The sequence below is a fragment of the Nonomuraea sp. NPDC049158 genome, from assembly GCF_040648335.1.
GTDB lineage: Bacteria > Actinomycetota > Actinomycetes > Streptosporangiales > Streptosporangiaceae > Nonomuraea.
In genome coordinates this window covers 1-26,754 of the sequence record NZ_JBEZDM010000065.1, presented here as the reverse complement: position 1 = coordinate 26,754, position 26,754 = coordinate 1, and the positions used below count along the sequence as shown (strand labels likewise).

Below are 26,754 nucleotides of genomic sequence, written 5' to 3'. Positions count from 1 at the left end.
TGCGGATTAGATGCCACCTAATCCGCATTAGGTAGAGGAGTGGCCATGGATGTATCAGCCTCCAGGAAGTGGATGGCGGGGGCGCTCGTGCTCGCCGCCGCGACGGCGGGCTGCGCGTCCGGCTCGTCGGGTGAGGACTCGGGCACGACCACCATCACCGTGGCGGGCATGCCTCCCACCACCGCCGCCAAGACCCGCAAGCAGTTCCTCGACGCGGTCGCCGCGTTCGAGAAGGCCAACCCCACCATCAAGATCAAACCGACCGACACGCAGTGGGACGCCAGGACGTTCGCGACCAGGCTGGCCGGTGGAAACGCGGAGACGGTGCTGACCGTGCCGCTCACCGAGCCGCCGGGGCTCATCGCCCGCCGCCAGGTCGCCGACCTCAGCGCCGAGATCAAGAGCCTGCCGCACGCCGGAGACTTCGACCCCCGCGCGCTGGCCCCCGCGACCGGCGCGGACGGCAAGGTCTACGGCCTGCCCGTCACCGAGTACGCGCTGGGCCTGGTCTACAACCGCGCCCTGTTCACCAAGGCCGGGCTCGACCCGGACCAGCCGCCGGCCACGTGGGACGAGGTCAGGGCGGCCGCCAAGAAGATCGCCGGGACGGGCGTGGCCGGCTACACCCAGATGACGGTCAAGAACACCGGCGGCTGGATCCTGACCGCGATGACCTACTCCTTCGGCGGGCGGATGGAGAAGCAGGAGGGCGTCAAGCAAGAGGGCGACAAGTACGTCTCCTCGCTCATGGACGGCCCGGCGGAGCAGGCGCTGCGGCATCTGTCCGCGATGCGCTGGCAGGACGACTCCATGGGAGCCAACCAGCTGCGCACCCAGCAGGACGCGGAGCGCGACTTCGCGGCCGGCAAGATCGGCATGCTGATCGGCACCGTGAACAGCTACAACCGCTACACCACCCTCTACTCCGGCAAGCCGGACGACTTCGGCATCGCGGCGCTGCCGCAGCAGGGCGCGGGCAAGGCGACGCTGCTGGGCGGGCTGGTGGCGGCCGTCAACGCCAAGGCCACGGCCGCGCAGCGGGCCGCCGCGGTGAAGTGGATCGACTTCTACTACCTCAAGCCCAACTACGACCCGGCGGCCGCCGAGCAACTGGCCGTGGCCAACGCGGCGGACAAACTGGCCGTCGGCCTGCCCACGCTGCCGTTCTACGGCACCTCGGTGGCGGGCCCGGTGAACACCGCGATCGCCAAGCACGCCAACATCCCGGTGGCGAACTTCGCGCCCTACGTGAGGGACACCGACAAGCTGGAGTACGTCGTCGAGCCCCCGGTCGCCGCCCAGGACCTGTACGGCGCGCTCGACACCGCCGTGCAGGCCGTGCTGACCCGCAAGGACGCCGACCCGCGCGACGAGCTGACCAAGGCGGCGGCCCGAGTCGCGCCGCTGCTTGAGAAAGCACAGTGACCCGGGGCAAAGGCGTCGCGGCCGCGCTGTTCCTCATCCCGACGGTGCTGGTCTTCGGCCTGTTCTCGTGGTGGCCGATCATCCGCAGTGTGGTGCTCGGCTTCCAGCGGACCAATCTGGTCGAGGCGGCGACGTTCGCGGGCTTGGACAACTTCCGCACGCTGCTCGCCGACCCCCTGCTGGGCCTGGCGGTGCGCAACACGTTGCTGTTCACCGGCCTGGCTCTGGTGATCGGCTTCCCGCTGCCGATCTTCCTGGCGGTGCTGATGTCGGAGCTGCGGCGCGGCTCCGGGCTGATGCGGGTGCTGGTCTACCTGCCGGTGGTGGTGCCGCCGGTGGTGGCCGTGCTGATGTGGAAGTGGTTCTACGACCCGGACTCCGGCCTGTTCAACCAGCTGCTCGGGCTGGTCGGGCTGGGACCGTACCCCTGGCTGCAGTCCACCGGCATGGCGATGCCGAGCCTGGTCCTGGAGGCGACCTGGGCGGGCGCCGGCGGCGCCGTGCTCATCTATCTGGCGGCGCTGTCCAGCGTGCCGACCGAGCTGTACGAGGCGGCCGAGCTGGACGGCGCGTCCATCTGGCGCAGGTTGTGGCACGTGACACTGCCGCAGCTGCGGCCCATCCTGTTGATCATGCTGCTGCTCCAGGTGATCAACACCTTCCAGGTGTTCACCGAGCCGTTCGTGCTGACCGACGGCGGGCCGGAGGACTCGACGGTCACGGTGCTGCTGCTGATCTACCGGTACGCCTTCGTCAACGGCGACTACGGCACGGCGGCGGCGTTGAGCGTGAGCCTGGCCGTGGTGCTGGCCGTGCTGTCGGCCGTGTACCTGCGGCTCACCAGAACTTGGGGGACGAAGTGAGGGGAGTGATCTCCGAGACCGAACGGCGCGGGCTGCGCCTCGGACTGGGCACCACCCAGGTGCTGCTCATCGTGGCCCTGCTCCTGGAGGGTGCCGGGCCGATCTACTGGATCTTCAAGGGCGCGATCTCCTCCACCCAGGAGTCGCTGCGCAGCCCGCTGGCCCTGTGGCCGGCGGACGTGCGATGGTCGAACCTGACGGAGGCGTGGACGACCCTGGAGGTCGGTCACTACCTGACGAACACCGTCGTGCTCGTCGGCGGCTCCTGGTTCACCCAGCTGTTCGTCGCGACGACAGGCGCCTACGCGCTGTCGGTCCTGCGGCCCTCCTACGGCAAGTACGTCTACGGCGCGGTCCTGGCGACACTGTTCCTGCCGGGCACGGTCTCGATGGTCTCGCTTTATCTGACCGTCCTGGATCTGTCCATCGCCAACACCCCGCTGTCGGTGTGGTTGCCCGCCGGTGCGCACGCCTTCAACGTGCTGCTGGTCAAGCAGTTCTTCGACGGCATACCCAAGGAGCTGTTCGAGGCGGCGCGCCTCGACGGCGCCGGGCCGTGGCGGGTCTTCACCCGGGTGGTGCTGCCGATGTCGCGGCCGATCTTGGCCGTGGTATCACTGCTGGCTGTCATGAACGCGTGGAAGGACTTCCTCTGGCCCATGATCGCCATCACCGACACCGAGAGTCAGCCGCTGGCGGTGGCCCTGCCCCGGCTGGCCGACACTTCGGATCAGGCCCTGCTCATCGCCGGGATGCTGATCGCCATCATCCCGCCGGTCCTGGTGTTCCTGCTGTTCCAGCGGCAGATCATCCGGGGCATCGCCTTCACGGGGCTGAAGGGATGAGGGTCCTGGTCACCGGCGCGGCGGGCCGCCTCGGCTCCGCCGTACTGACAGAGCTCGCCTCCCGCGACATCGCCGTGACCGCGCTCGTCGCGGAGGATCCCGGCCCGCTGGCGGCGGAGCGGGTCGTCGTGGGCGACGCCCGCGATCCGGCCGCCGTCCGCGCGGCGCTCGACGGGGCCGACGCCGTCATTCACACGGCGGCGCTGGCCTCGCCCGAGGTGGCGGCGCCCGAGGTGGTGTTCTCGGCCAACACGCAGGCGACGTTCGTGGTGCTGAACGAGGCGGGGGAGCAGGGGGTACGGCGGGCGGTGATCGCCAGCAGCCTGTCGATCACCGGCCTGCCCTTCGCCCGGTCGCGTCCGAGTCCGCCGTATCTGCCGTTGGACGAGCGGGTGCCGTTGCTGATCGAGGATCCGTACGCGCTGTCCAAGCAGGTGGACGAGGCCACGGCGGCGATGACGCACCGGCGGCACGGCATGATCGTCGCCGCGCTGCGCTTCCCCTTCCTCGGCGACCAGGCCAGGCTCGCCGCGCGCGCCGAGCGGCTGGCCGGGGATCCGGCCGCCGGGGCCTCGGAGGTGTGGAGCTACCTCGACCTGCGTGACGCCGCGCGGGCCTGCCTGCTCGGGCTGACGGCCCCGCTGTCCGGCGCGCCGGTCATCTTCGTCGCCGCACCCGAGACGCTCATGACGACGCCCACCGAGGAACTGCTCGCGGCACACCACCCCGGCGTGCCGTGCCGTACGGCGCTGCCCGGCAGGACGGTGGCCATCGATCTCGAACCGGCCAGGCGGCTGCTCGGGTTCACCGCCTTGCATCCGTTGCCAGAGGAGCGACAATCATGATCATGCCGGAGACGCAGGCGCCGTGGCAGGCCAGGGACGGGCTGCGCATCACCGGTGTGCGCACGATCGCCACCGCCCCGGGCGGCGTCCCGCTCGTCGTCGTGCGGATCGACACCTCAGAACCCGGCCTGTACGGCCTGGGCTGCGCCACCTTCACCCAGCGCTTCCACGCCGTGGTGGCCGCGATCGAGCGGCACATCGCGCCCATGGTCATCGGCCGGCATCCCGCCGACATCGAGGACATCGGCCGGATGCTGCACTACTCCTCGTACTGGCGAGGCGGGCCGGTGCACAACAACGCGCTGTCCGGCATCGACCAGGCGTTGTGGGACATCGCCGGCAAGCGTTTCGGCGTGCCGGTGTACGAGCTGCTGGGCGGGCGGGTCAGGGCGGCCGCCGCCGTCTACACCGGGGCCCGAGGTGGCGAGGTCGAGGAGTCGATCGAGCGGGCCGCCGCGCTCGCCGAGCAGGGCTACCGCTACGTACGGCTGCAGGCGGGCGGGCCGGGGCTCGGCACGTACGGCGGCGTCGGCACGCCCGGCGCCTATCCGGGCAGCCCCCACCCCGACGGCTGGGACGTCGGCCACTACCTGCGGAGCACGCCGAAGCTGTTCGAGCGCGCCCGCGAGGTCCTCGGTGACGAACTCGGCCTGCTGCACGACGCGCACAACCGGCTCACGCCGAAGGAGGCCGTGGTGCTCGCGCGGTCGCTGGAGCCGTACCGGCTGTTCTTCCTGGAGGACCCGCTCGCGCCCGAGCACTTCGACCGGCTGCCCGAGGTGCGGGCGGCGGCGCCGATGCCGATCGCCTCCGGCGAGCTGGTCTCCTCGGTGACCGACGCGGCGCGGCTCATCACCTCCGGCGGCGTCGACTACCTGCGCCTGCACGTCTCAGCCGTCGGCGGGCTGACGCCCGTGCGCAAGCTCGCCGCGTTGTGCGAGCTGACCGGCGTGCGGACGGCCTGGCACGGGCCGCCGGACGTGTCGCCGGTGGGCGCGGCGGCCAACGTCACGCTCGACGTCACCAGCCCCGCGTTCGGGATCCAGGAGGCGCACGTCTACCCGGAGACCGTGCACGAGGTGTTCCCCGGCACGTTGCGGACGGTGAACGGCTACATCACCCCCTCCGACCGGCCCGGCTGGGGCATCGACCTCGATGAGGGCGCCGCCAAGCGGTACCCGCCCGAGACACACCTGCACGAGCGGTGGGCCGCGCGGGTGCGCAGGCCCGACGGCGGGATCGAGGCTCCGTGAACTACTACTTCTTGGGGGATATGCCATGAGACCCAGCGGTCGTCCTCGTCAGGCGGACATCGCCCGCCTGGCCGGCGTCTCACAGCCGACCGTGTCGCTGATCCTCGGCGGCGGCGCCGCCGCCATGGGCATCGCCGAGGAGACCCAGCGCAAGGTCATGGCGGCCGCCGAGCAGCTCGGGTACGTTCCCGACCCGATCGCCACCCGCCTGGCGGCCGGTCAGAACAACCTGCTCGGCCTCTACACCTTCACCTCGACCTTCCCCACGGAGATGTCGCACGCCTACTACCCGTTCCTGGTGGGCATCGAGGAGGAGTCGGCGGCGCAGGGCTACGACCTGCTGATGTTCATCGCCTCCAGCGTCACGGGCGAGCGCCCGCACGCCCAGGTGCTCAACCGGGTACGCCTGGCCGACGGCTGCCTGTTCCTGGGCAGGCACCTGCCCGTGCCGGAGATGGACCGCCTGCTGGCCACCGATCTGCCCGTCGTCTACATAGGGCGGCACGACGAGTTCGGCGACCGCCTGCCCTATGTCGGCGCCGACTACGTCTCCGCCGGCGCCGCCGTGGTGCGGCACCTGGCGGAGCTGGGCCACGAGCGCGTCCTGTACGTACGCGAAGCCGACGAGGCGATCACCTCCGTCGACAGGGAGGCGGGCTTCAGGCGCGGCATGGACGAATGCGGGCTGGCCGCCGAGGTGGTGCGCACCGACGGCGCCGACCTGACCCCCGAGCGGCTGCGCGCCTGGCGCGACCAGGGCGTCACCGCGCTGGTCACCGAGGCCACCGACACCGACGCCGCCCACCGCGCCCTCCTGGCGGCCGCCGAGGAGGCGGGTCTTCGCTTCCCCGACGACCTCTCCCTGGCCACGCTCGGCGACCCCGCCGACCGCCCGGCGGGTCTGACCGGCTTCGCCGTACCCCGTCGCGAGATGGGGGCCGCGGCCGTGCGGCTGCTCACGAAACTCATCGCGGGAGACCGTACGGTCCCCAGGCACCAGCTCATGACCTGCGAGCTGGAGCCGGGCGAGACCGCGGCACCTCCCCGCTAGCCCTCCCGAAAGGCAGCACCCATGACCGACATCCTCATCGTCGGCGGTGGGCTCGGCGGCGTCGCCGCGGCCCTGGCCGCCTGCCGCGCGGGCCACGACGTCGTCCTCACCGAGGAGACGGACTGGATCGGCGGCCAGCTCACCGCGCAGGCCGTACCCCCTGACGAGCACCCGTGGATCGAGAGCTACGGCGCCACCGCCACCTATCGTGAGGTGCGCGGCTCCATCCGCGACTACTACCGCCGCTGGTACCCCATGACGGGCGGCGCGCAGCGCTGGCGCGAGCTGAACCCCGGCGCCGGATATGTCAGCAAGTTGTGCCACGAACCACGCGTCTCCCTGGCGGTCCTGCAAGCCATGCTGGCTCCCCACGTGGCCGCCGGGCGCCTGCGCGTCCTCCTCGAACACCGGCCCGTCGACGTCGAGGTGGACCGTGACCGCGTCAGCGCCGTCACACTGCTGGACCTCCGCTCCGGCGACTCGCACACCATCGCCGCCGCCTACGTCCTCGACGCGACGGAGACCGGCGAGCTGCTGCCGCTGGCGAAGACGGAGTACGTCACGGGTGCGGAGGCCCGCGGTGAGCACGACGAGCCGCACGCGCCGGAGGAGTACCAGCCGCTGAACATGCAGGGCATCACCTACTGCTTCGCCGTCTCCCACCACGACGGCGAGAACCACGTCATCGACCGGCCCGCGGACTACGGATTCTGGCGCGATTACCGGCCCGATTTCTGGCCCGGCCCGCTGCTCGGCTTCAGCGCGCCGGACCCGCGCACCCTGGAGCCCGAAGCCCGCTGGTTCGACCCCAACCCGTCCGGTGACCCCCGCGCGGTGCTGGCCGACCAGAGCGCCCAATCAGGGGACAAGGACCTGTGGATGTTTCGCAGGATCCTCGCCCGCGACCTGTTCGAGCCCGGCTTCGCCGCCTCCGACATCACGTTGGTCAACTGGCCGCTGAACGACTACTGGCTGCGCCCGATCATCGAAGTCGACGCCGACACTGCGGCGCTGGCGCACAAGGAGGCCAAGCAGCTGTCGTTGTCGTTGCTGTACTGGCTCCAGACCGAAGCTCCCCGCGCTGACGGCGGCACCGGTTTCCCCGGGCTCCGGCTCCGCCACGACGTGGTCGGCACCGCCGACGGGCTGGCGAAGTCCGCCTATGTCAGGGAATCGAGGCGGATCCGCGCGGTCACCACCGTCACCGAGCACCACGTCTCCAGGGCCATCCTCGGCGACCGTGGCACGCTGCGGCACCACGACTCCGTCGGAGTCGGCGCGTACCGCATCGACCTGCACCCGTCGACCGGCGGGGACAACTACATCGACATCGCCAGCGTGCCCTTCGAGATCCCGCTCGGCGCGTTGCTGCCGGTCAGGATGCGCAACCTGCTGCCCGCAGGGAAGAACATCGGCACCACGCACATCTCCAACGGGTGTTTCCGCCTGCATCCGGTGGAATGGAATGTGGGCGAGGTCGCGGGTCAGCTGGCCGCGTACTGCCTGCGCCGGGGGGTGGAGCCGCAGGAGGTCAGGGAGAAGGAGACCTTGCTGGAGGAGTTCACCGGGGAGCTGGACCAGATCGGGGTCGAGCGCCACTGGCCGGCACCGGCGGGCTACTGACCCTGTTTTTGTCGGAGCGGTGGCTCACACTCGCCATGGACACCACCCATCGAGGAGGGGAACCCATGGCGAGGGGATCCAGACGGGGAAAGTCACGGAGAAGAAGACAGGACATATGGGTCCTGGGAGTCGCGGGTGTGGCCATCGCCGCAGCGGTCGTGGCCTCGTTCGTCCGCGACCATCCGGTCTGGGCGGCGGCGATCGTCTGCCTGGCCCTGGCGGTGCTCGGCGGCGGGCTGCTCCTGCGCTACCAGGCCATCGAGGCACGCAGACGGCAGTTCCTGGCGGCCAACGTCGAGTTGGAGAAGATCGACCGGATGTCCGGAACGCAGTTCGAGCATCTGGTCGCCCAGCGGATGATCGCCGATGGCTTCCGGCAGGTCCGCGAACGCGGCCGTAGTGGCGACGGTGGGGTAGACATCACCGCCGTCGCTCCCGGACACGGAAAGTACGCCATCCAGTGCAAGCGCTACAGCAAGACCGTCGGCGCGCCCGACGTCCGCAACTTCCTGGGCGCGCTCGCCAACACCTTCGCCGGGCACACCGGAGTCCTGGTCACCTCGGGGAGCCTGACCCGTCAGGCCCGGCTGGAGGCGCTCGGTGCCCGGGAGCCGCTGATCCTGGTCGAACGCGATCGGCTGGCGGACTGGCTGCTGGGCACGGTCTCGCTCCTGCCCGCACGGCCGAACGGGGTCCTGATCGAAGGAGAGGAGCCCGCGGGCTGAAACCGCAGGTCACACTAGGCTTCCCGGCCGGCGTGTGCTCGGCGCGGATGGCGCTCTATGCGGCTTCTGGATGTTCTCTGTATGGCTCATCCGCACTCTTGATCTCCAGCAAGAGCGCTTGGAACGACCCCATAGACCCATGCGCGGCTCCGGCACGCGTTGAAAGGATTGGTATGAGACCCAAAGCTGTGCTCACGGCGGGGTTCGCCCTGTTCATCTGTCTCGCATCGGGCCAGGGCGCGTTAGCGAGCACGGGGGCCGAGGCCACTCCGACGCCGTCCGCTACGCCGACCGCCACCCCCACCCCCACGCCGACCTCTGGGACGGACAACAACGACCCGCCGAACCAGGTGGAGGGGCCGCAGGTGTCGACCCTGGCCGCCCCGCGTTTCCAGCTCCCCTTCCCCTGCGGTCAGAAGTGGACCGGCAACTCCAGCGGCAGCAGCGCGCACCGGTCGTATGAGATCGACTTCAACCGGGGCAGCACGCCGGACGCCGACCGCGGGGACACCGTCGTCGCCGCCGCTGCGGGCACCGTGGTCATCTCGGCCCACCAGGGCTCGACCAACGGTTACGGGAACCTGGTCAAGATCGACCACGGCGGTGGCTACACGACCTTCTACGCGCACCTGAACTCGCGCGCCGTCGCCGCCGGCGCCAAGGTCACCCAGGGCCAGAAGATCGGCGCGGTCGGCAACACCAGCAAGCCGGGCAACGGCATCTCGCCGCACCTGCACTTCGAGGTGCGCAAGGGCACCAGCTACCCGTCGAGCATCCAGAAGGCCGTCTTCAACGGGGCCACGTTCGGCTACCCGAACCAGACCCTCACCTCCAAGAACTGCGGAGGCGGCGGCAACCCCAACACTGCCGAGTCGGTGTGCGGCAGCGGTTACAAGGTGATCGACTCGGCTGCCCTGGGCACGGCGGGCAAGGTCTACCTGCTGTTCAACTCGGCCAACGGCAAGAACTGCGTGGCCACCATCAAGTCGACCTCCCTCGGCAAGGCCACCGCCACCAGCGCCTACCTGGAGGTGAAGGGCAAGACGCGGGCCACCGACACGGGCAATTTCACCTACTACGCGGGCCCGGTAGTCGCCAGCGCGGCGGACAAGTGCGTCAAGTGGGGCGGCAAGGCCGGTGCGTCCACCTACAACAGCCCCTTCGAACACTGCACCTGACGTGCACCGCACCTGACGTTTGAGCCATGAGCGCCGCCGCCCTTTCATGGGTGGCGGCGCTTTTTCTGGCGCCTGGGCTGATGCAACTATGGTGCGTTATTCGCCGTACTTCTTCGCATAGAGGGTTATCAGCGTGGAGGTGCTGACCCGGCTGCCGCCGGCAGGGGATTGCCGGGTGACGACCCAGTTGCGGTCGTACACCTGGAAACGGTTCTGGCCGGTGGCGTCCTTGTCGTTGAGGATGTAGAAGCCCGCTGCTTGCAACCTGTCTTGGCCTGCTTGGAGGTTCATGCCGACGACATTCGGCAGCTTCTTCTTCGACGCCTTCGCCTCTGTGGTCGGGCTGGGCTTTTTCGCTTTGGTGGCCTTGGTTGCGGTGGCGGTGGGTGCTTGATCTGACCCGGCGACCGTCTTGCCCGGTGCGGGCAAGTTGATGGGCCCACACGCGGTGAGGCAAATGATGACGAAGAGGGCGGGGAGTGCTGGGCGAAGTTGCCGCATCGGTGTGTCCTCAGATCGCGAAGAAACGGAACGCACCGTTAGACGATCAAGCGTGAGAGATGGTTTCGGCAATCGGCCCGCTACGTGCAGGCCATAAGGCGCCTAGCCGCTAAGGGCTTTCGACCACAAAACTAAGTGGTGGTCTATTCGAACTCCAAGAAGCCGGCTGTCTCACGATTCGTTGTCATCGCGGCGTACGACGACGGATCCCCTGCCGGGCTTGGTGATGATCAGCTGACGTTCGCGAAGGATGGCGAACGCTTTGCGGATGGTGTCACGGCCGACGGCGAAGTAGCCCTGGAGTTGTACCTCGGACAGCACAGTACGCGGCGGGTAGTCGCCGGCTTGGATGCGCTCTCCAACCCAGTCGGCTATCTGCTCGTATCGGTAGAACTCGGGGTTCCAGTCGTCGGAAGTCCAGGGCGTGTCAGGCAACATCACAGGCGGACCCTAGACCGTCACCTACTTACATACATAGACCCAACAGTACAGGTCGCGTCCAGACTAGTCCTAGACAGGTGGGTATAGGTGAGCCTAAGGTTGTGCCACAACGGAGGCAGGCGAAAGGAGTTCAGGCGATGGAGCTGTATGGCGGTTATCTCGGGGAGGTGTCGTTCGGCGGGATGCGCGGTGGCGATCAGGGCGAGGAGGAGGGCGAGAGTTGTGTTCTGATCGTCTCGATTCCTGACATAGAGCTCGATTCCTGACATAGAGCTCGATTCCTGACATAGAGCTCGATTCCTGACATAGAGCTCGATTCCTGACATAGAGGACGCCGGAGCTCTGCATGGCTCGAAGGCCTCGGCCAGTACGGGAGCGCCTGAGTAAGTCCATCCCGTGTCCGGAACTTGATGACGCGATCCTCCTTGGAGATCAGCATGATCATGGAGGAATTCCATGGCCCGCACCTGAAGCCCCTACGAAAGGGGTACACCGCGATCGACTGGTCCGACTCGGTGGCCAGAAGCAACTCCGTCAGGGTCCGAAGCCACACGTGCGAATGCTTGATCACGGTGTACGAGTTCTGCGTGGCGGGCGGACTCGGCTCCGCCGTACGGAGAGGTCGTCGGAGGGCATCCGTCTCAGTGAGAGTCCTTGGCTTCGGGTCGCCGACGCGAAGCGGCTGTGGGAACGGCTCCTTCAGGGGCACGCCCAGTAGTGCTGGTGGCCCTATGTAAGCGAGCATTCCAACTTCGGAGTCTTCCCCGGAGTTCTTAAGAGCATGGACCGTTTTGAGGGGTTCCAGGAGTTCGTGCGTGCCCGTCAGCAATCGCTGATGCGGACGGCGTACCTGCTCACTGGAGACACCCATCTCGCCGAGGATCTGTTGCAGACGGTCCTCACCCGTGTCGCCTCACACTGGCCCAAGCTCACCAAGGGCGGTAATCCCGAGGCCTACGCCCGTAAGGCCCTGGTCAACCAGAACATCTCCTGGCGCAGACGCAAGCGGGTCGAGCTGCCGGGAAGCGAGTTGCCGGAGGTCGGCCAGTCGCACGACGAGGCGACCGTGCGGCGGCTCGCCTTGCTTCAGGCGCTCGCCCAGCTCACCCCGAAACAGCGGACGGTGATCGTGCTGCGTTACTACGAAGATCGCACCGAACACGAGACCGCCCAGCTCATGGGCGTCTCGCTGGGCACGGTCAAGAGTCAGACGCATTACGCGCTGTCGAAGCTGCGCGCGCTCACCCCGCAGGAGGTGGACAGATGAACACGCTCCGTGATGATCTGCACGAGCTGGCCGCCCACGTTCCCGACGTCGACCTGGCCGACCTGGCGATCAGGGGAGCGCGCCGCCGCAGCCGTGTGGTCCGCCTGTCGCTGGCCGCCGCAGCCGCGGTGGTCGTCGGGATCGCCGGCGGCTCCGTCATGCTGCTCCAGCAAGAGGTACGGCGGGTGCCGCCGGTCGTACTCACACCACCGGAGACCAAGGCGCTCCCGCTGCCCGAGAAGGGGGTCGCGCCGGTACAGCAGGCTTATCGGCCGTCCTGCGCAGAAGGGTGCAAGCAGGACGGGTGGCGCATCGTCACCCAAAACGGCGAAATCTACCAGCTGCCCGCCGGACCGGGGCCGGTGACGGCCACGGCTGACGGTCGCCGGATCGCCTACTACAGCGTGCAGAGCCGCGGCATCGTGGTGCGCGACCTGGCCAGTGGCCGGATCTGGAAGTCACCGCTGAAGCAGCCGAAGGAGGACTTCGCCGACGAGTACGCCCTTCGGATGTCACCCAACGGGTTGCGTTTCATCGTCTCCGGTTGGGGTGGCCGGCGTCAGCCGAAAATGCTCGTGGACGTCGAGCAGGGGACAGTGGAGGAACTGGACAAGGGCTGGTGGCCGGTGAGCGTGGCAGATGGTGACGGCCCGGTGGTGCTGGCCAAGCCGTACGACAACACCACCCAGGTCTGGGTGCGTGGCCATAAGCCGGTCACCATCCCCGACTTCACCTACGCTTTCAGCGCCTTGAACCCCGATGGCCGCACGCTCGTTCGAGTGGGGCAGGTCCTGCGCCGTACGGCGCCCATGGTGCGGAGAGACGGAACGATCGTCATCTTCGACGCCCTCACCGGGGCCACCCAGAAGCGGGTGGCGGTGTCCGGCCTTCCGGAGAACATGCTGCCGGACAAGCTGGGCGGTTGGTTGACGGCCGACGAGATCACGCTGATCGCCGTCGAGCAGTCGTCCACGAGCGGTGCGTCAGAGGTGGCCTACGCGGTGAATGTGCGGACGGGAAAGGCCCGTGAGCTCTTCCCGCTCCACGCGGAAGGTAAGTACGCCGTTCCCGGCGTGGTGGGTTGATCCGGCGGCTGCGGATCAGTCGCCGGTATTGCCTGGTCATCTGTATCGCTGGGGGATGACCAGGCCGGGGCGTTCATCGTCCCAGGCCATGGAACTCATCTTCCACTCGCCCGCCAACCGGACGAACTGAGTTGAGATGAGGCCTTCTACGGTGAACCGCGCCCCGTTCAAGACGCCCTCTTTCCGGTAGGTGCTGAAACGATGAGCCACGTTGCCGAATGTCTCCGTTGTCGCCGCCGACTCGGTTTCGCGGAAGGCCGTGAGCTCGCCCGCCTCGAACAGCTTGCCGCGAGAAGTCGCGAATTGGGCGACGGTGAGGATTTCCGGGTCGCCGGGACCGCTCCTGATCAGCCTGCCGTCCATGATGAAGAGATCGTGGATCGCGGCGTAGGACGGCCGGCCACCCTTGTCGAACGAGACCGCCTTGAAGAAGGATTCGATCAATTCTCTAAGCTCGTCCATGAACGAGACCCTTTCACTGGATCAGCAGCTAGTCACCAGGGGTTCGCGAGATCCTGGCCTCGGTGCGGCGGAAACTTCCCGAAATCACCTGATCGGGATGGGTTTGGGGTTCTAGAGTCTGTCCGTGGCTCATGAGGACGAGGCGACGGTGGTCTGGGTGACCGAGGCGGAGGCGGCGGCCAATGTGCAGGCCGTTTCCGCCAGCATGATGGGGTGTGCCTCATTGAGGCGCATTCTCCGATCCAATCCTCTGTGCCACCAACCACAACCATATATAGCCGCCGAGGCATACCAGTTGAAGCGGGATCAGAGCCAGCACCAGCCAGCGAGGAAAGTCGAAGAGGGCAATGCTAGCCATGGCCATCAGAAACACCGCTAGCAAGCAGGCGGCCTTGGCAATCAGTTGGCCCGCTCTGATTCCACCCCGGTGACGCTGCCATCGTGCATGCAGCAGCTTAGTGTTCAGCGCCAGCAAACCGAACGCCCCGACCGCGCAGGCCATGACGAACGCTGCCCAGTGAAGTACGCCCATCCATGCATTCCAGGTCATCCGCCGGGGCCTTCCTGAAGAACTGGTTGCGAGGGCGGAGTAGTTCCACCCAATTGGGCGTTCTGCCGAACTGTCACTGTAGATCAAGGACGCCACCCCCGCTTCACATCGGCGTGATAGGCCATAGAAAGCACCCCTTGAGGGCCTTTCGCTCCGTCTGCTCGACGTGGCCGTCATCGCGGCTGCTGAGCGCCGTCGAGTACTCCCGAAGCTCACCGTGATCGACGGTCCTTCTTCTTGAGCATGTAGTGCGGGTACTTCAGTCGTGGCTCTACCAGTGACACCACGACTTCGGCGTATGTATGGCGGCTCCCCCGGCGGAATTTTCGGGGTATCCGGGCCGGCCCAGGTCGATGAGGTGGCGCAGCTTCCGGCGACTGTCACTGGCGATGGTCAGGGTAGCGCGTAGGCAGTCCTGGAGCTCTCGACGGAAAGCCTTTGAACCGAGCGCTGGATCATCGCCGAACAGACGCTCGACCGCATGCCGTTGCCAGTCGACCGCCGACTGGGAGAGCACCCGGCGGTCGACCCAGGTGCCGGCCAGTGGAGCTCCTCCAGGGTGAAGAAAGAGCTGACGTCCCGGAGCCGGCGAGGTCAGGGTGTCCTTGGGCTGCTGAAGTCCAGCATGCGTGTCGCGACGTGCAGCGCGCGACATGACAAGGTCGTCATGCTCGCGAACGTCGACCGTCGCGCCGTTCTCGGGCTCAAATTCGCTGCCATTGTGCCGGAACGGCTGGCACTGGACATGCGGGTAGGCGGCCACGGAACGCGAGCATCCCGTGGCCGCCGAAGCCGAAGAGGTTACTTCAGGCCGTACGCGCGGTCGACGGTCTGGGTGACCGTGCCGCCAGTCTTGTCTTCAGCGTTCACCCGCAGTGATACGAAGCCGCTGGTGGCGGCCAGTGCTGGGTGGAGGATGCGCACTCGGAAACGGCCGTCGCCGAGCTTGCGCACGTTCTCGGCCTGGCGCCAGGTGGTGCCGTCGTCGACGGAGTACTCCACCCGGGCCGAGCGTGCCTCCGAAGCCGAACGCGCCGCCGGGCGGGCGGTCAGCTCGAAGGTGAAAGGCCGCCCGGAAGAGGCCCGGTTGAGCAGGTCCACCGGCAGGTCGTACCTGAGCACCAGAGCAGGCTGGAACGCGCAGGCGGGACCGAAGCTGCACGTATGGTCGCGCGGCTTGCCGGAGGGCGCTCCCGTCGAGGTGAACCGCCAGCCGGAGGTCACCTTGGGGGACAAGGTCCGGTAGGTGGTGTCCACCGTGTCCAGCCGGTACGCCGACGGTCCAGCGGGCACGGTGAACGAGCGGGGGCCCCAGCCTTGCACCGGGATCTCGGTGCCGCCCGCCATGAGACGGGGAGCGGAGGAGACCGTGCTCAGGTCGCTGTAGTGGCGCGGGTCCGAGTCCAGCCACTGCTCGGCGGGTACGAACCGGTCTCCGTCCCGGCACAGCGCGCAGGGCGCCGGCCCGGCGGCGGCGCCGGGCACCAGCGGGGCCTTGAACCAGTCCTCGTCCGTACCGGCCGCCCGCCCGAACGTGTCCTGCGAGCGCAGCTCCAAGCCCTGGTTGCCGACCGCGCGTGACCAGCGCACGTCATCGCGGACCGGGCCGTAGTACTCGGTACGTTCGAAAGGCATCGTCACCCACTGCCCGAACGACAGCTCGGCGGCACCGGCGGACGACGTCACCAGCAGGTGTCCCTGGGCGTTCGGCTGGTCGGCGTGGTAGCGGGTCTCGACGCGGGCCAGGCGGTCCCGGTCCAGCTTCTCCGGCTTGCGGGGGATCTTCCCCTTCGAGTCGTACCGCAGCCGGTAGAAAGAGGGCTCCCCGGAGTACGGCGTGAGCCGCAGCGAGGTCGTCCCACGCTGGACGACGGCCCGCAGCGAGCGGCCCTGCGCCGCGTCCAGTCCGAACCGCAGGAACCTGGTGTCGGCGAAGCCCGGCAGCCGCGTCCCGGCCCCGTCGGCGTCGTAGAAACCGATGAAACCGGCGGCGCCGCCCTGCTTGGCCAGCGCGGACGCCTCGTCCATCCGCGGGGTCGCGTCGCTGTACGGCGTCGGGCCGGCGCCCAGCGGCACCCCCACCAGGACCAGCTTGCCGGTGAGGTCCAGGCCCTCGAAGTCCGCCGGCCTGCCCTGACCGGCGTAGATCAGGGGATAGTCGGTGGGCTTGGTGATGAGCGAGCGGACCGTGTCGACCTCGTAGGACGGGTCGAGGGTGAGCCGGCCCGCCGTGGCGGCGGCCAGCACGCCGGGCTCCATCTGCCACATGTGCGACAGGCTCATCGTGCCCGCCTTGACCGACGACACCGGCGTGGCGTACAGGTCCACGTGCCTGCCGTTCTCCGTGCTCGCCGTGATCGAGATGGGGGAGGGGCGGTCGGTGAAGGTCCGGACGTACTGGACCTTGCCCTCGGCGTCCATGGCGGCGCGCGAGGTCGGCTTGAGCGGGACGGTGTCGCGGGCGTCCAGGTCGAGGGTCTGGTCGTCCTTCAGGGTCACGTCGCGGATGACCAAGGAGGTGCGGGTCCTCATGTAGGTCTCGTTCGCGACGGCGATCACCTCGTAGTCACCGTCCGGGAGGTACTGCTCGCCGTTCCCGGTCAGGTCGAGGCGGCCGTAATAGTACGCGTACGGATGGAAGGGGTCATCCGGGCTGTTGCTCCGCCGCAGCGGGATGACGTAGACCAGCGGCCCCAGCCGCCCGCCCTGGCCGGGACGGGAGGAGAACTCCTTGGCGCCGTACGAGTTCGTCAGTGAGATCTTCAGCAGGTGCGTGTCCGGGCCCGTGTAGTAGCTGAAGGGCGTGGCCAGGCGGGAGTCGCCCGCGGTCGCGGTGACCCAGCCGCCGTAGGCGCCCTCGGGGCCGAGGGCCGGGTTCACGGTGAGGTCGACGGTGGCGGTGCCGTTCGCGGGGATGGTGACGCTCTCCGCGCCCAGGCGGATCGCGCCCACCGGGGTGGGTCCGCCGCTCCAGGCGCGGGTGTCGGCCTTAAGCGCGAGCGTGACGGGCGCGGCGCCGGTGTTGCGGTACGTGACCTTCTTGGTGACGCTGCCCTTGGCCCGTTCGAGGCGGAGGAAGTCGACGACCGGGTCGGCGAAGACGCTCTGGGTGACCGCGCGCCCGAGGTCCAGCCGCCCGCCGCCCTCCTCGAACCAGTTGTGCTCCGCGTTGCGCGCCGAGGTGGACACGAGGGCGGCGCTCAGCTCGTCGGCGTCCCAGTCGGGATGCTGCTGGGCCAGCACCGCCGCGGCGCCCGCGACGTGCGGCGTGGCCATCGAGGTGCCGCTGAAGGAGGTGTAGCGGTCGTTGCCCGGAATGGACGGCTGGCCGGAGGCGCCGGATCGGGCGGCGACGATGTTGACGCCGGGGGCCACGATGTTCGGCTTGACCGCGGCGTCGTCGAGGCGGGGCCCGATGCTGGAGAAGGGGGCCAGGGTCGTACCGGTGACCTTGTCCACCGCGCCGACCGCGAGCGCCTTGTCGGCGGCGGCGGGGACGCTCACCGTCTGGGGCTCGCCCTCGTTGCCCGCGGCGGCGACGAACAGCGTCCCGTACTTCTTGGTCAGCTCGTTGACCGCCTGGCTCGTCGGGTCCGTGCCGTCGCCGCAGCACACGCCGAGGCTCATGTTCACCACGTCGGCGCCCTGGGCCGAGGCCCATTCCATGCCCGCGATCAGCCAGGACAGCTCGCCGTAGCCGTCGTCGTCGAGCACCTTGCCGATGAGCAGCGACGCGGCGGGCGCGACTCCCCGGTACTTGCCGTCGGAGGCCGCGCCGGAGCCGGCGATGGTGGAGGCGACGTGGGTGCCGTGGCCGACCACGTCGGTGGTGTCCGGGGTGGTGGAGAAGTTCTCGGTGGCGAGGATGCGGCCGGCGAAGTCGGAGTGCCCGGCGTCGATGCCGGTGTCGAGGACCGCCACCTTGGTGCCGGCGCCGTCGAAGCCCTTCTGCCACGCGGTGGGGGCGCCGATGAGCGGGACGCTCTGGTCGAGGGACGCCTTGACGCGGCGGTCGAGCCAGATCTTGGAGACGCCGCTCTTGAGCGTGGTACCCGGCTGGAGTGCCGACCACAGCTTGCCGGACTCGGCGGTCCGCACTGTCACGGCCGCGCCGTGGATGATGTCCAGCGTGCGGGTGCGCTCGGTGCCGGGCAGGGCTTCGGCCGCCTTCGCGCCGGGCTTGCCGTTGTACGTGATGATCAGTGGGATCGCCTTGGCGCGGTTCTCCCGTACGAGCGTCTCGACGTCGAACAGCTCCTCATCGAGGGTGCCCGCGGCCACCAGGTCGGCGGCGTCGGACGGCATGACCAGGGTGCCTCCGTCGCGGTGGGGCAGCGTGGCGAACGTCACCGTCGAGCCGTCGGGCCGGGGCGCGGCCCGGGTGGCTAATTTCGGCGGCTCGCCGTTCTCGCCCGGCGTGTAGTCGACGACGTCGCCGGTGATCAGGGTGACGGTGCTGGGCCCTCTTGTGGGGGCGGTGTTATTGGTCGTGGTGGGCGGGGTCGCCGAGCTGGGTGTGGCGGTGGTGCTGAGCACGAGTGCCATACCGGTGAACACCGCGGCGATGCGGTTGTAGAACAAAGGAGAGGTCCTCCCGTTTTCGGCCTATGGGAGCGCTCCCAAATGGCGCGCTTTCCTTGGTGATCTTTATATCGCGCGCCGTTGCCGCCGAGCCGCCGGGCCTCCGTACGAAGCCGCCGAGCTTCAAGGCCCTCTTCACGAAGCCGCCGCCCCGCCGGTGGAGGCGGGGCGGCGGTTCGTTCCGCCCGCAGGAAGGCGGATGGGGAGAGGTTCGCTCAGGCGACCGAGATCTTGTCCAGGTTCGGGCCGCCGCCCGTCGTGGTCGAGGTCGCCCGGATCACATTGGCACCCGCGTTGAGCGGGACGGTCACTGTGGCGGTGGTCCAGGTCGTCCACGCCCCGGTGGCGGGGAAGGCCAGCTCGTCAGAGGTCAGGACGCCGTTGACCGTGATGTCCATCGGCCGGTTGGACGTGGTGCCGTTCGCGAAGCGCAGGACCACCGTGGCGTTGCCCGCCTGGGCGGCCGTCACCGCGAACTCGACGTAGCTGCCGACCAGGTTGTCATAGTTCACGAACCCGGTGCCGGTGAAGCCCGCGTGGTTGGACTCGACCACACCCTGGGAGATCGTCGCGTTCTCCGCCTGGTACTCCGTGGGCGCCGGCCCGGCCACCTCGGTGTCGAGGTAGTCGAGGTTCGGGCCGCCACCGGCCGTGGTGGAGGTGGCGCGTACGGCGTTCGCGCCCGCGTTGAACGGCGCGGTCACCGTCACGGACTGCCAGGTGGTCCAGGCCCCGGTCGGCGGGAACGGGAACTCGTCGGCGACCAGCACGCCGTTGACCGTGATGTCCATCGGCCGGTTGGTCGTGGTGCCGTTGGCGTAGCGGAAGGTCAGCGTGGTGTTGCCCGCCTGCGTCGCCGGCGCGCTCCACTCCACGTAGCTGCCGACCAGGTTGTCGCCGTTGACGAAGCCGGTGCCGCTGAAGCCCGCGTGGTTGGACTCCACGACGCCCTGGGAGATCGTGGCGTCCTCCGCCTCCAGGAACTCGGTGCCGGGGTTGCCCGGCGTACAGGTGTCGGAAGAGCCGGTGGCGCTGACGCGCAGGGCTCCGCCGGCGGTGTTCTGGCTGTTCTGGACGCAGTAGCCGGTGATCGTCTGGAAGACCATGTCATTCGGGCTGTTGCTGCCCCGCTCGGCCGTGAACCGGTCGAACGACACCGTGCTGCCCGTGTTCGCGATCACCGCGGGCCGGCAGTCGTTGGAGTTGAACTGGACCGAGCTGTCGACGAACTTGATGTCGTGCGCGTTGTGGATGTACCACCCGTACGCCGGCCGGGTGCCGATGCTGTTCGGGTTGTAGTTCGTCGCGTCGTTGCTCGGCACGCCGGTGCCCATGCAGCCGTTGCCGCCGGGGACGGTCAGGTCGACGTTGGTGAAGGTGACGTTGCGGATCCGGTTGCTGGTGTTCGACTCGCCCCACAGGGTGGCGGTGAAGTTGTTGCCGCTCTGGCCGGAGGAGGTGACGTTCTCGTAGGTGATGTTCTCGATGCGGCCGACGCCGGGGCTGCCGCCGCATCGTCTGCGGGTGCCGATCTTCTCGGTGATCGCCGCCCGTACGTTGGTCATCGTGATGTCCTTGTAGTGGACGTCGGAGATGACCGTGCCGTCCATCGACACCATGCCGAGACCCGACTTGTTCGAGCCGTTGATGGAGATGCGCTCGAAGTGGTAGCCGGTGAAGTTGCCGCAGGTCTCCGAGCCGAACATCAGCGCGTTGCAGCACACGGCCGAGAGCTGGGCGTCGGTGACGGTGACGTTCCCGTTGGCGTAGGTCTGGCCGAGTGCCCAGTCGCTCTTGAAGACGAGGGCGTCGTCGTTGGCCGCGATGTTCGGGCGGCGGATCGTGACGTTCTGCGCGCTGATGACGTTCCAGCCGTCACGGTCGCTGGCGGTGTCGATCCGCAGGTCGTCCGAGGTGATGTTGTTGCAGGCGTTGGTGAGCATCGCGAAGTGGCCACCGCGCCGCAGGCGGATGCCGCTGACCGTCAGCCCGTCGCACCGGGTGAGCGAGATGATCTTGTCCGCTTCACCGGAATTGGGGTTGCCGGTGATGAGGTTGCCGCCGCCGTCGATGGTGCCCGTCCCGACGAACCCGATGTTGGTGAGGCGGTCGCCATAGATCATCGCGTTGTGGAAGTGGCTGTGCCCGTAGTCCTGGTAGTTGTCGTTCGGGTTCGACTCCGGCGCGTCGTAGTCGTCGTTGGACGCGCCCATGATGGTGGAGCCGGCATCGAGCTGGAGGGTGACGTTGCTCTTCATGTGGATGGTGTTGGCGGACTTGTAGGTGCCTGACGGGAACTGCACGGTCCCGCCGCCGGCGCTGTTGGCCGCCGTGATGGCCGAATTGATGGCCGAGGTGTCGTTCGTGGAGCCGTTGCCGGTGGCTCCGTAATCCTTGACATTGAACACCGCCAGCGCCCCCGCGGGCTGAGCGGGGATGACGATCGAGAACATCGCCAGAACGACGGCGGCAACCCATGCGGCTGCTCTTGGTAAGGCGGATTCGCTCATGGGGGTGTGTGCTCCTGCCTGACAGTCGGTTGCAGACCTGACGCTCAAGCTAGGCTCAAAGGTCGGATGTGACAAGGGATAGGATTTGGAAACATCCAGATCGAGGGGTTATCGGACATAAAACATCGGGTCTCTAAGCGCCGAAATCACTGCAACCGGTTCCGGTGTTCTGGCGTTTGCCTCCCCCTACTACTCTGAGGCCATGATTCGCCGCGCCACTGTTGACGACGTCCCCGCGATGCTCGAGCTCGTGCATGAGCTGGCCACGTACGAGAAGGCCGCGCATGAGGTGCGGGCGACAGAGGAGCAGCTGCGCGATGTGCTCTTCGGCGCTGAGCCCGCCGTGTTCGCGCATGTCGTCGAACACGACGGTGAGGTGGCCGGGTTCGCGGTGTGGTTCCTCAGCTTCTCGACCTGGCGGGGGACGCACGGGATCTATCTGGAGGATCTGTACGTCCGACCCGAGATGCGCGGGTCCGGCTACGGCAAGGCGCTGCTGGCCGAGCTGGCCCGAATCTGCGCCGAACGCGGCTACCACCGGCTCGAATGGTCGGTGCTCGACTGGAACGAACCGGCCATCGGGTTCTACCGCAAGCTCGGCGCCGAACCCCTCGACGAGTGGACGATGTTCAGACTGACCGACGAACCGCTCAAGCGCCTGGCCGCACACGCGGACGAACCGCGCTAGAACTCTCGGGCACTGGGCTTCTCACGGCGGCGGCTTTCTCTCGTGTATTGGCTTTCTCTCGACATCAGACCGCAGGCCGCTCCGTGAGAGGCGGCCTGCGGTCGGTTCGCTGGTCGTTTCGCTCCGTGTGATTAGCGCGTGCGGCTACGTGCCCGCGTGCGTCCGGGAGCGCACACCGCCGGACGCCCGGTCGAACATCTCCACCTTCGCCTCCTCGCCGACGGCCCCCTCGTCGATCTCCATGTGCGTCTCCTCGATGCGGAGCGCGACGCCCAGGGCGAGGAACGTGGGCGCCCATTGACCGACGAAGATCCCCCAGCGGTCCGCCCGGTCGAGGCCGGCCTTCTCCATGTTCCTCGACATCAGCCAGGACGCGATGGACGCACCGATCGACGCGATACCGGCCGCGTACATATGGCTGGACCGGATGCCCATTTTGTGGAGCCTTTTGATCATGATTCCCCCTTTGTTCTGATCCTGTTACCCAAGGTCAGGAGGGGTAATCGTGCTCCTTAGGCGTCAGGCAGGCTTCGCTCAGGTCTCGGTGAGACCAAGTCGCCGCGATCTGTCGGTGGCGGCTGCGATAGTGGGTGCGTGCTTCACTCCTCTCTCCTCCTGCCTTGCCACGTCCGCGAGCTACCCGGCGGCGCCATCGAGCTGATGCCCATCGTGCTGCCCATGACCTTGACCAGCTCTCAGCGCCGCCAGCTCGCCGAAATCCTCCTGGCCGGGCTCGACGAGCCCGACGCGTGTCCCGCCGTCCTCCCCACCCGCCGCGGCCACTTCGTCCACGTGGCCACGTGACCTGCGTCCCGGATTCTTGTACGGCACCGCCGTTACGGCATCGCCTTTACGCCGCTGCCCGCCGCGGCCACGTGATCTCCGTTTTTGGCGCTTTGACTTTCCTGTACGGCACCGCCAGGCCGGCGCCATCCGCCGTACGGGGTCGGTGACCTCCAGGGAGACGGCCTCTGACCCGCACGGGGCCCGGCGCCGTTACGGCGCATCGCTGGCCGTGGCCTCCCTGAAAACCCCCGCTATGACGGAGCGGACACCGGCTGTCGGACGCTGACCGCACCCGTCAACCCGAGGCCGGATCCACCACCAGGGCGGCATTGGCGGGATAAAGCGCGCCGGGCTCAGCCTGAGGTCGGATCCACTGCCAGAGCCGCACGGCGCAGGAAAGCGCGTTCGGCCGCGTTGCCGCTGTGGGCGATCGCCGCCTCATATGCCCGTGCCGCCTCCGCCCCACGGCCCAGGCGGCGGAGCAGGTCGGCGCGGATCGCGTGATACAGGTAGAAGCCGTCCAGGTCGAGGTCGTCGACCAGGGCGAGCGCCGCCGATGGGCCGTTGACCTCGGCCACCGCCACCGCCCGGTTCAACGCGACCACCGGGCTCGGGGCCACCGCGGCGAGCTGGTCGTACAACTGGAGGATCTGCCCCCAGTCGGTCGCCGCGGCCGACGGCGCGTCACTGTGCACCGCGTTGATCGCGGCCTGGATCTGGTACGGCCCGGGCCGGCCGCGCCGCAGGCAAGCCCGGACGATGGCTTGACCTTCCGCGATCAGGGAGTGCTCCCAGCGGGCCCGGTCCTGGTCGGCCAGGAGCACCAGGTCGCCGTCCGGGGTGGTCCGGGTGGCCCGCCGCGACTCGACCAGCAGCATCAGCGCGAGCAATCCGAGGACCTCTGGCTCGTCGGGCATCAGCGCGGCCAGCAGGCGGCCCAGCCGGATCGCCTCGGCGGCGAGGTCCTCGCGGGTCAGCCGATCGCCGGAGCTCGCGGTGTAGCCCTCGTTGAAGATCAGATACACCACGGCCAGCACGGATCGCAGCCGGGCCGGGAGATCGGCGTCGGCGGGTACGCGATAGGGGATTCGGGCGTCGCGGATCTTGCCTTTGGCTCGGACCAGGCGCTGGGCCATGGTCGGCTCGGGGACCAGGAAGGCGCGGGCGATCTCCGCGGTGGACAGGCCGCCCAGCAGCCGCAGGGTGAGGGCGACCTGGGCGGCGGTGGCCAGCGCGGGGTGGCAGCAGGTGAAGATCAGACGCAGCCGGTCGTCGCGCACGGGACCCTCCTCAGCCGGTTCGTCGGGGACGTGCAGCCGGGCGGCCTCGGCGTACCGCCGGTCGCGGCCCGCCTCGCGGCGTACCCGGTCGATGGCCCGGTTCCGGGCGGTGGTGATGATCCAGCCGGCGGGGCTGGGCGGCAGGCCGGTGGACGGCCACCGCTTGACCGCCTCGGTGAAGGCCTCCTGGACCGCCTCCTCGGCGAGGTCGATGTCACCGAAGCCACGCACCAGGACCGCCACGGCCCGCCCGTACTCCTCCCGGAACACGCCCTCGATATCCGGCGCCATCGGATCGGGTGTCATCGGATCGGGCGGACCTCGATGGGCAGGGTGCTGGCCTGGGCCATCTTGCTAGCCCAGACGAGGGCCGCGTCCAGGTCCGGGGCCTCGATTACGGTGAAGCCGCCGACGTGTTCCTTGCCCTCGGTGAAGGGGCCGTCGGTCATCAGTACGTCGCCGTCCTGAGCGCGGAGCACCGTGGCCGTGGTCGGTGGGTACAGGCCCACGCTGAAGACCCACGCGCCGGCGGCCCGCAGCTCCTGGTTCAGCGCCTCGAGGTCGTTCATGATCTTGTCGAGGATGGGTGGAGCCGGTGGCGGCCCGTCCGGCTGGTACACACTGAGCAGGTACTCGGTCATCGGGCCTCCCTCTGGTAGGTGGCGATCACCACGCCGGTGGTGGTCGTCACGCTGTCCGTCAGCCGCAGCGGGCATGAGGCGCCGTCGTCGGCGAACAGCCGACTGCCGGTGCCCAGCACCAGCGGGTGGATCAGCAGGACGTACTCGTCGATCACGTCACGGCGAGCGAGCTGCCGGACCAGGTCCAGGCTACCGATGACGCCCAGGGTCGGGCCGGGCTGTGCTCGCAGCCCGGCCACGGCCTCGACCGCGTCGCCGTCCAGCAGGGTCGAGTTGACCCACGGCAGCGGCTGGGACGGCGTCCGCGATGCCACGTACTTGTGTGTCCGGTTGAGCACCTCCGTGAACGGGTTGCCGTCGTTCTGTTCGGGCCAGTAACCGAACAAGTCCTCGTACGTGCGGCGGCCCAGCAGCAGGCTGCCCTCCTCGGCCATCCGCCGGCCCATGACCGCGCCCATGACGTGGTCGGTGTAGGGCAGGGCCCAGCCGCCGTGGCTGAAGCCGCCGCGCGGGTCCTCGTCCGGCCGGCCCGGCGCCTGCGCCACCCCGTCGAGCGTCACGTTGCTGGTCACGACGATCCTCATGGCGAGCTCCTGTCGGATTCGGAGCCGGCCTCGTTCCGGCGTCTCACCCTTCACACGAACAGGGATGGCCCGAATCGACAGGCGAGCTCAAAAACCCTCCGAGTGCCACTGCGCGTGAAGCACAAGAAGTATTGCACAATGACTCTTGTACATCTAGGATTGGTGGTATGTCCCAGATCACCGACTCCAGGGTGCTCGCGGCCATGGCGCACCCGGTGCGCCGGCGCCTGCTCGACCTGTTGAAGCTCGACGGCCCCGGCACCGCGAGCGTGCTCGCCCAGCGCACGGGCGAGGCGGTCGGCAACGTCAGCCACCATCTGCGTGCCCTGGCCGCCGCCGGCCTGATCGAGGAGGCGCCCGAGCTGGCCCGCGACCGGCGCGAGCGCTGGTGGCGGCGTACCTCGGAGAAGCTGTGCTGGTCCTCCACGGACTTCGCCGAGGACGCGGCGGGCGAGGCCATCGCCCGCGCCCTGGAGTCGCTCAACCTGGAACGACAGGTCGGCCACGTACGGCGCTGGGCCGACCAGCCCCAGTCCGAGCAGGAACGCTGGCAGCGCGGCCCGTTCTCCACCGAGACCTGGATCCAGGCGACCGACGACGAGCTGGCGCAGTTCGCCGCCGAGATCATCGCCGTCATGGATAAATGGGCCGAGCGCGACATCCCCGACGACGGCCAGGAACGCGCGACCGTCTTCACCTTCGCCCGCGGCGTTCCTGGGCAGCCATGACGGCTGAGACGCTGACCAAGCCCAGGTTCGGTCTGCTCCGGCAGCGTGACTTCCGGCTGCTGTGGATCGGCGAGAGCGCCAGCAGCCTGGGCAGCGCCGTCACCAGTGTCGCGCTGCCCCTGGTCGCGGTGACCGTGCTGCACGCCTCCGCGTTCGCCGTCAGTGTGCTGGCGGCGGCCGTCTGGCTGCCGTGGCTGCTGGTCGGCCTGCCCGCGGGGGCCTGGGTCGACCGGCTGTCCCGGCGCAGGGTGATGCTTGTCGCCGACTGGGTGTCGATGGCGGCCTTTCTCAGTGTTCCGGCCGCGGCCCTGCTCGGCGTGCTGACCACCGGCCAGCTCGTCGCGGTCGCGCTGGTCGCGGGGACGGCGAAGGTGTTCTTCGCGACCGCCTACCGGGCGTACCTGCCGTCGCTGGTCGAGGGCCGCGACCTGCTGGAGGCCAACGCGAAGCTGCAGGGCAGCGAGCAGGTGGCCAACCTGGCAGGGCCCGGCGTCGCCGGGCTCCTCGCCCAGCTCGCCTCCGCCCTCGGTGGTCTGGTGGTGGACGCGGTGAGCTTCGCCGTCTCGGCGCTCTGCCTGATGCGCGTCAGGCACGTCGAGATCGTGGAGCCGCGACCCCGGCGGCGGCTGCGCAGCGAGATCAGGGACGGGCTGCGTACGGTGGTGGGCGACCCGCTGCTGCGTGGCAACATGCTCTACGGCTGCGTGGCCAACCTGGCGCTGACCGGCTACCAGTCGCTGCTCGTGGTCTTCCTGGTCGGCGACATCGGCCTGTCCGCGGGCACGACCGGCGCGCTGCTAGCGGCCACCAGCGCGGGCGGCGTCGCCGGCGCCTTCGCCGCC

The 26,754-nt window shown here is 68.7% G+C and carries 27 protein-coding genes; 16 read left to right on the top strand and 11 right to left on the bottom strand.

From position 1 onward, the window contains the following. The first annotated feature begins 45 nt into the window (after positions 1-45). The 9 genes from AB0B61_RS55735 to AB0B61_RS55695 all read left to right on the top strand — a co-directional run bounded on the left by AB0B61_RS55735 (position 46) and on the right by AB0B61_RS55695 (position 9,808). Complete coding sequence (locus tag AB0B61_RS55735; RefSeq protein WP_358450147.1) at positions 46-1,425, top strand: extracellular solute-binding protein; 1,380 nt, start codon at positions 46-48, stop codon at positions 1,423-1,425. Continuing rightward, positions 1,422-2,288 carry a sugar ABC transporter permease gene (locus AB0B61_RS55730; protein ID WP_358450145.1) on the top strand — a complete coding sequence of 289 codons (867 nt, stop codon included), beginning with the start codon at positions 1,422-1,424 and terminating at the stop codon, positions 2,286-2,288. The genes AB0B61_RS55735 and AB0B61_RS55730 overlap by 4 nt, the downstream gene beginning before the upstream one ends. Positions 2,289-2,293: 5 nt before the next feature. Continuing rightward, positions 2,294-3,133: a carbohydrate ABC transporter permease gene (locus tag AB0B61_RS55725; RefSeq protein ID WP_358450143.1), complete on the top strand. Its 840-nt coding sequence runs from the start codon at positions 2,294-2,296 to the stop codon at positions 3,131-3,133. Then, entirely contained in the window at positions 3,130-3,978 is an 849-nt protein-coding gene (locus AB0B61_RS55720) for an NAD(P)-dependent oxidoreductase (RefSeq protein ID WP_358450141.1), read from the top strand. The genes AB0B61_RS55725 and AB0B61_RS55720 overlap by 4 nt, the downstream gene beginning before the upstream one ends. Then, a complete protein-coding gene (locus AB0B61_RS55715; protein WP_358450139.1) occupies positions 3,975-5,231 on the top strand; it encodes an enolase C-terminal domain-like protein in 1,257 nt (418 codons plus the stop codon). Before AB0B61_RS55720 ends, AB0B61_RS55715 begins: the two co-directional genes overlap by 4 nt. A gap of 25 nt (positions 5,232-5,256) precedes the next feature. Beyond that, positions 5,257-6,282 (top strand): LacI family DNA-binding transcriptional regulator, encoded by a 1,026-nt coding sequence (locus AB0B61_RS55710; protein WP_358450137.1) that lies wholly within the window; start codon positions 5,257-5,259, stop codon positions 6,280-6,282. A 21-nt stretch (positions 6,283-6,303) separates the two neighbouring features. Further along, a complete protein-coding gene (locus AB0B61_RS55705) occupies positions 6,304-7,905 on the top strand; it encodes an FAD-dependent oxidoreductase (RefSeq protein WP_358450135.1) in 1,602 nt (533 codons plus the stop codon). 137 nt (positions 7,906-8,042) lie between these two features. Further along, on the top strand, positions 8,043-8,630 hold the full coding sequence (locus tag AB0B61_RS55700) for a restriction endonuclease (RefSeq protein WP_358450133.1): 588 nt from the start codon (positions 8,043-8,045) through the stop codon (positions 8,628-8,630). Positions 8,631-8,803: 173 nt separating this feature from the next. After that, positions 8,804-9,808 carry a M23 family metallopeptidase gene (locus tag AB0B61_RS55695; RefSeq protein WP_358450131.1) on the top strand — a complete coding sequence of 335 codons (1,005 nt, stop codon included), beginning with the start codon at positions 8,804-8,806 and terminating at the stop codon, positions 9,806-9,808. Positions 9,809-9,904: 96 nt separating this feature from the next. Here AB0B61_RS55695 and AB0B61_RS55690 read toward each other — a convergent pair whose 3' ends face one another. Continuing rightward, positions 9,905-10,309, bottom strand: a complete 405-nt coding sequence (locus AB0B61_RS55690) for a PASTA domain-containing protein (RefSeq protein WP_357940456.1) — start codon at positions 10,307-10,309, stop codon at positions 9,905-9,907. A gap of 171 nt (positions 10,310-10,480) precedes the next feature. Continuing rightward, positions 10,481-10,747 (bottom strand): winged helix-turn-helix domain-containing protein, encoded by a 267-nt coding sequence (locus AB0B61_RS55685; protein ID WP_357941471.1) that lies wholly within the window; start codon positions 10,745-10,747, stop codon positions 10,481-10,483. A gap of 140 nt (positions 10,748-10,887) precedes the next feature. Here AB0B61_RS55685 and AB0B61_RS55680 point away from each other — a divergent pair, with 140 nt between their 5' ends. The 3 genes from AB0B61_RS55680 (at position 10,888) to AB0B61_RS55670 (ending at position 13,102) form a co-directional block, all read left to right on the top strand. Beyond that, positions 10,888-11,016 carry a hypothetical protein gene (locus AB0B61_RS55680; protein ID WP_358450129.1) on the top strand — a complete coding sequence of 43 codons (129 nt, stop codon included), beginning with the start codon at positions 10,888-10,890 and terminating at the stop codon, positions 11,014-11,016. A gap of 515 nt (positions 11,017-11,531) precedes the next feature. Beyond that, positions 11,532-12,017 (top strand): SigE family RNA polymerase sigma factor, encoded by a 486-nt coding sequence (locus AB0B61_RS55675; RefSeq protein ID WP_357940462.1) that lies wholly within the window; start codon positions 11,532-11,534, stop codon positions 12,015-12,017. Next, on the top strand, positions 12,014-13,102 hold the full coding sequence (locus AB0B61_RS55670; RefSeq protein ID WP_358450127.1) for a hypothetical protein: 1,089 nt from the start codon (positions 12,014-12,016) through the stop codon (positions 13,100-13,102). The genes AB0B61_RS55675 and AB0B61_RS55670 overlap by 4 nt, the downstream gene beginning before the upstream one ends. A 36-nt stretch (positions 13,103-13,138) precedes the next feature. Here AB0B61_RS55670 and AB0B61_RS55665 read toward each other — a convergent pair whose 3' ends face one another. The 5 genes from AB0B61_RS55665 to AB0B61_RS55645 all read right to left on the bottom strand — a co-directional run bounded on the left by AB0B61_RS55665 (position 13,139) and on the right by AB0B61_RS55645 (position 21,148). Further along, complete coding sequence (locus tag AB0B61_RS55665) at positions 13,139-13,564, bottom strand: DUF4440 domain-containing protein (protein WP_357940466.1); 426 nt, start codon at positions 13,562-13,564, stop codon at positions 13,139-13,141. Positions 13,565-13,784: 220 nt separating this feature from the next. Continuing rightward, positions 13,785-14,096 (bottom strand): hypothetical protein, encoded by a 312-nt coding sequence (locus tag AB0B61_RS55660; RefSeq protein WP_358450124.1) that lies wholly within the window; start codon positions 14,094-14,096, stop codon positions 13,785-13,787. 289 nt (positions 14,097-14,385) lie between these two features. Next, positions 14,386-14,877 carry a hypothetical protein gene (locus tag AB0B61_RS55655; RefSeq protein ID WP_358450122.1) on the bottom strand — a complete coding sequence of 164 codons (492 nt, stop codon included), beginning with the start codon at positions 14,875-14,877 and terminating at the stop codon, positions 14,386-14,388. Between the two features lie 38 nt (positions 14,878-14,915). Then, positions 14,916-18,695 carry a S8 family serine peptidase gene (locus AB0B61_RS55650; RefSeq protein ID WP_358450120.1) on the bottom strand — a complete coding sequence of 1,260 codons (3,780 nt, stop codon included), beginning with the start codon at positions 18,693-18,695 and terminating at the stop codon, positions 14,916-14,918. 215 nt (positions 18,696-18,910) lie between these two features. Then, entirely contained in the window at positions 18,911-21,148 is a 2,238-nt protein-coding gene (locus AB0B61_RS55645) for a glycosyl hydrolase family 28 protein (RefSeq protein WP_358450118.1), read from the bottom strand. 259 nt (positions 21,149-21,407) lie between these two features. Here AB0B61_RS55645 and AB0B61_RS55640 point away from each other — a divergent pair, with 259 nt between their 5' ends. Then, on the top strand, positions 21,408-21,893 hold the full coding sequence (locus tag AB0B61_RS55640) for a GNAT family N-acetyltransferase (protein WP_358450116.1): 486 nt from the start codon (positions 21,408-21,410) through the stop codon (positions 21,891-21,893). A 144-nt stretch (positions 21,894-22,037) separates the two neighbouring features. Here the strand turns inward: AB0B61_RS55640 and AB0B61_RS55635 are convergent, their stop codons facing one another. Next, a complete protein-coding gene (locus AB0B61_RS55635; RefSeq protein WP_358450114.1) occupies positions 22,038-22,349 on the bottom strand; it encodes a hypothetical protein in 312 nt (103 codons plus the stop codon). 138 nt (positions 22,350-22,487) lie between these two features. Here AB0B61_RS55635 and AB0B61_RS55630 point away from each other — a divergent pair, with 138 nt between their 5' ends. Further along, positions 22,488-22,697, top strand: coding sequence for a hypothetical protein (locus AB0B61_RS55630; protein ID WP_358450112.1), 210 nt, complete (start codon positions 22,488-22,490; stop codon positions 22,695-22,697). A gap of 335 nt (positions 22,698-23,032) precedes the next feature. Here AB0B61_RS55630 and AB0B61_RS55625 read toward each other — a convergent pair whose 3' ends face one another. From AB0B61_RS55625 to AB0B61_RS55615, 3 genes are read right to left on the bottom strand one after another with little or no spacing between them, the layout of a single operon-like run. Further along, positions 23,033-24,265, bottom strand: a complete 1,233-nt coding sequence (locus AB0B61_RS55625) for an RNA polymerase sigma factor (protein ID WP_358450110.1) — start codon at positions 24,263-24,265, stop codon at positions 23,033-23,035. After that, positions 24,262-24,600 carry a YciI family protein gene (locus tag AB0B61_RS55620; protein WP_358450108.1) on the bottom strand — a complete coding sequence of 113 codons (339 nt, stop codon included), beginning with the start codon at positions 24,598-24,600 and terminating at the stop codon, positions 24,262-24,264. Before AB0B61_RS55620 ends, AB0B61_RS55625 begins: the two co-directional genes overlap by 4 nt. After that, positions 24,597-25,184, bottom strand: a complete 588-nt coding sequence (locus AB0B61_RS55615; RefSeq protein WP_358450106.1) for a dihydrofolate reductase family protein — start codon at positions 25,182-25,184, stop codon at positions 24,597-24,599. Before AB0B61_RS55615 ends, AB0B61_RS55620 begins: the two co-directional genes overlap by 4 nt. 167 nt (positions 25,185-25,351) lie before the next feature. On the opposite strand from AB0B61_RS55615, the gene AB0B61_RS55610 reads away from it, so the two are divergent. Both AB0B61_RS55610 and AB0B61_RS55605 read left to right on the top strand, forming a co-directional pair. After that, positions 25,352-25,912, top strand: coding sequence for a helix-turn-helix domain-containing protein (locus AB0B61_RS55610; RefSeq protein WP_358450104.1), 561 nt, complete (start codon positions 25,352-25,354; stop codon positions 25,910-25,912). Further along, on the top strand, positions 25,909-26,754 hold an 846-nt coding region (locus tag AB0B61_RS55605; protein ID WP_358450102.1), incomplete at its 3' end, for an MFS transporter. The genes AB0B61_RS55610 and AB0B61_RS55605, both read left to right, overlap by 4 nt.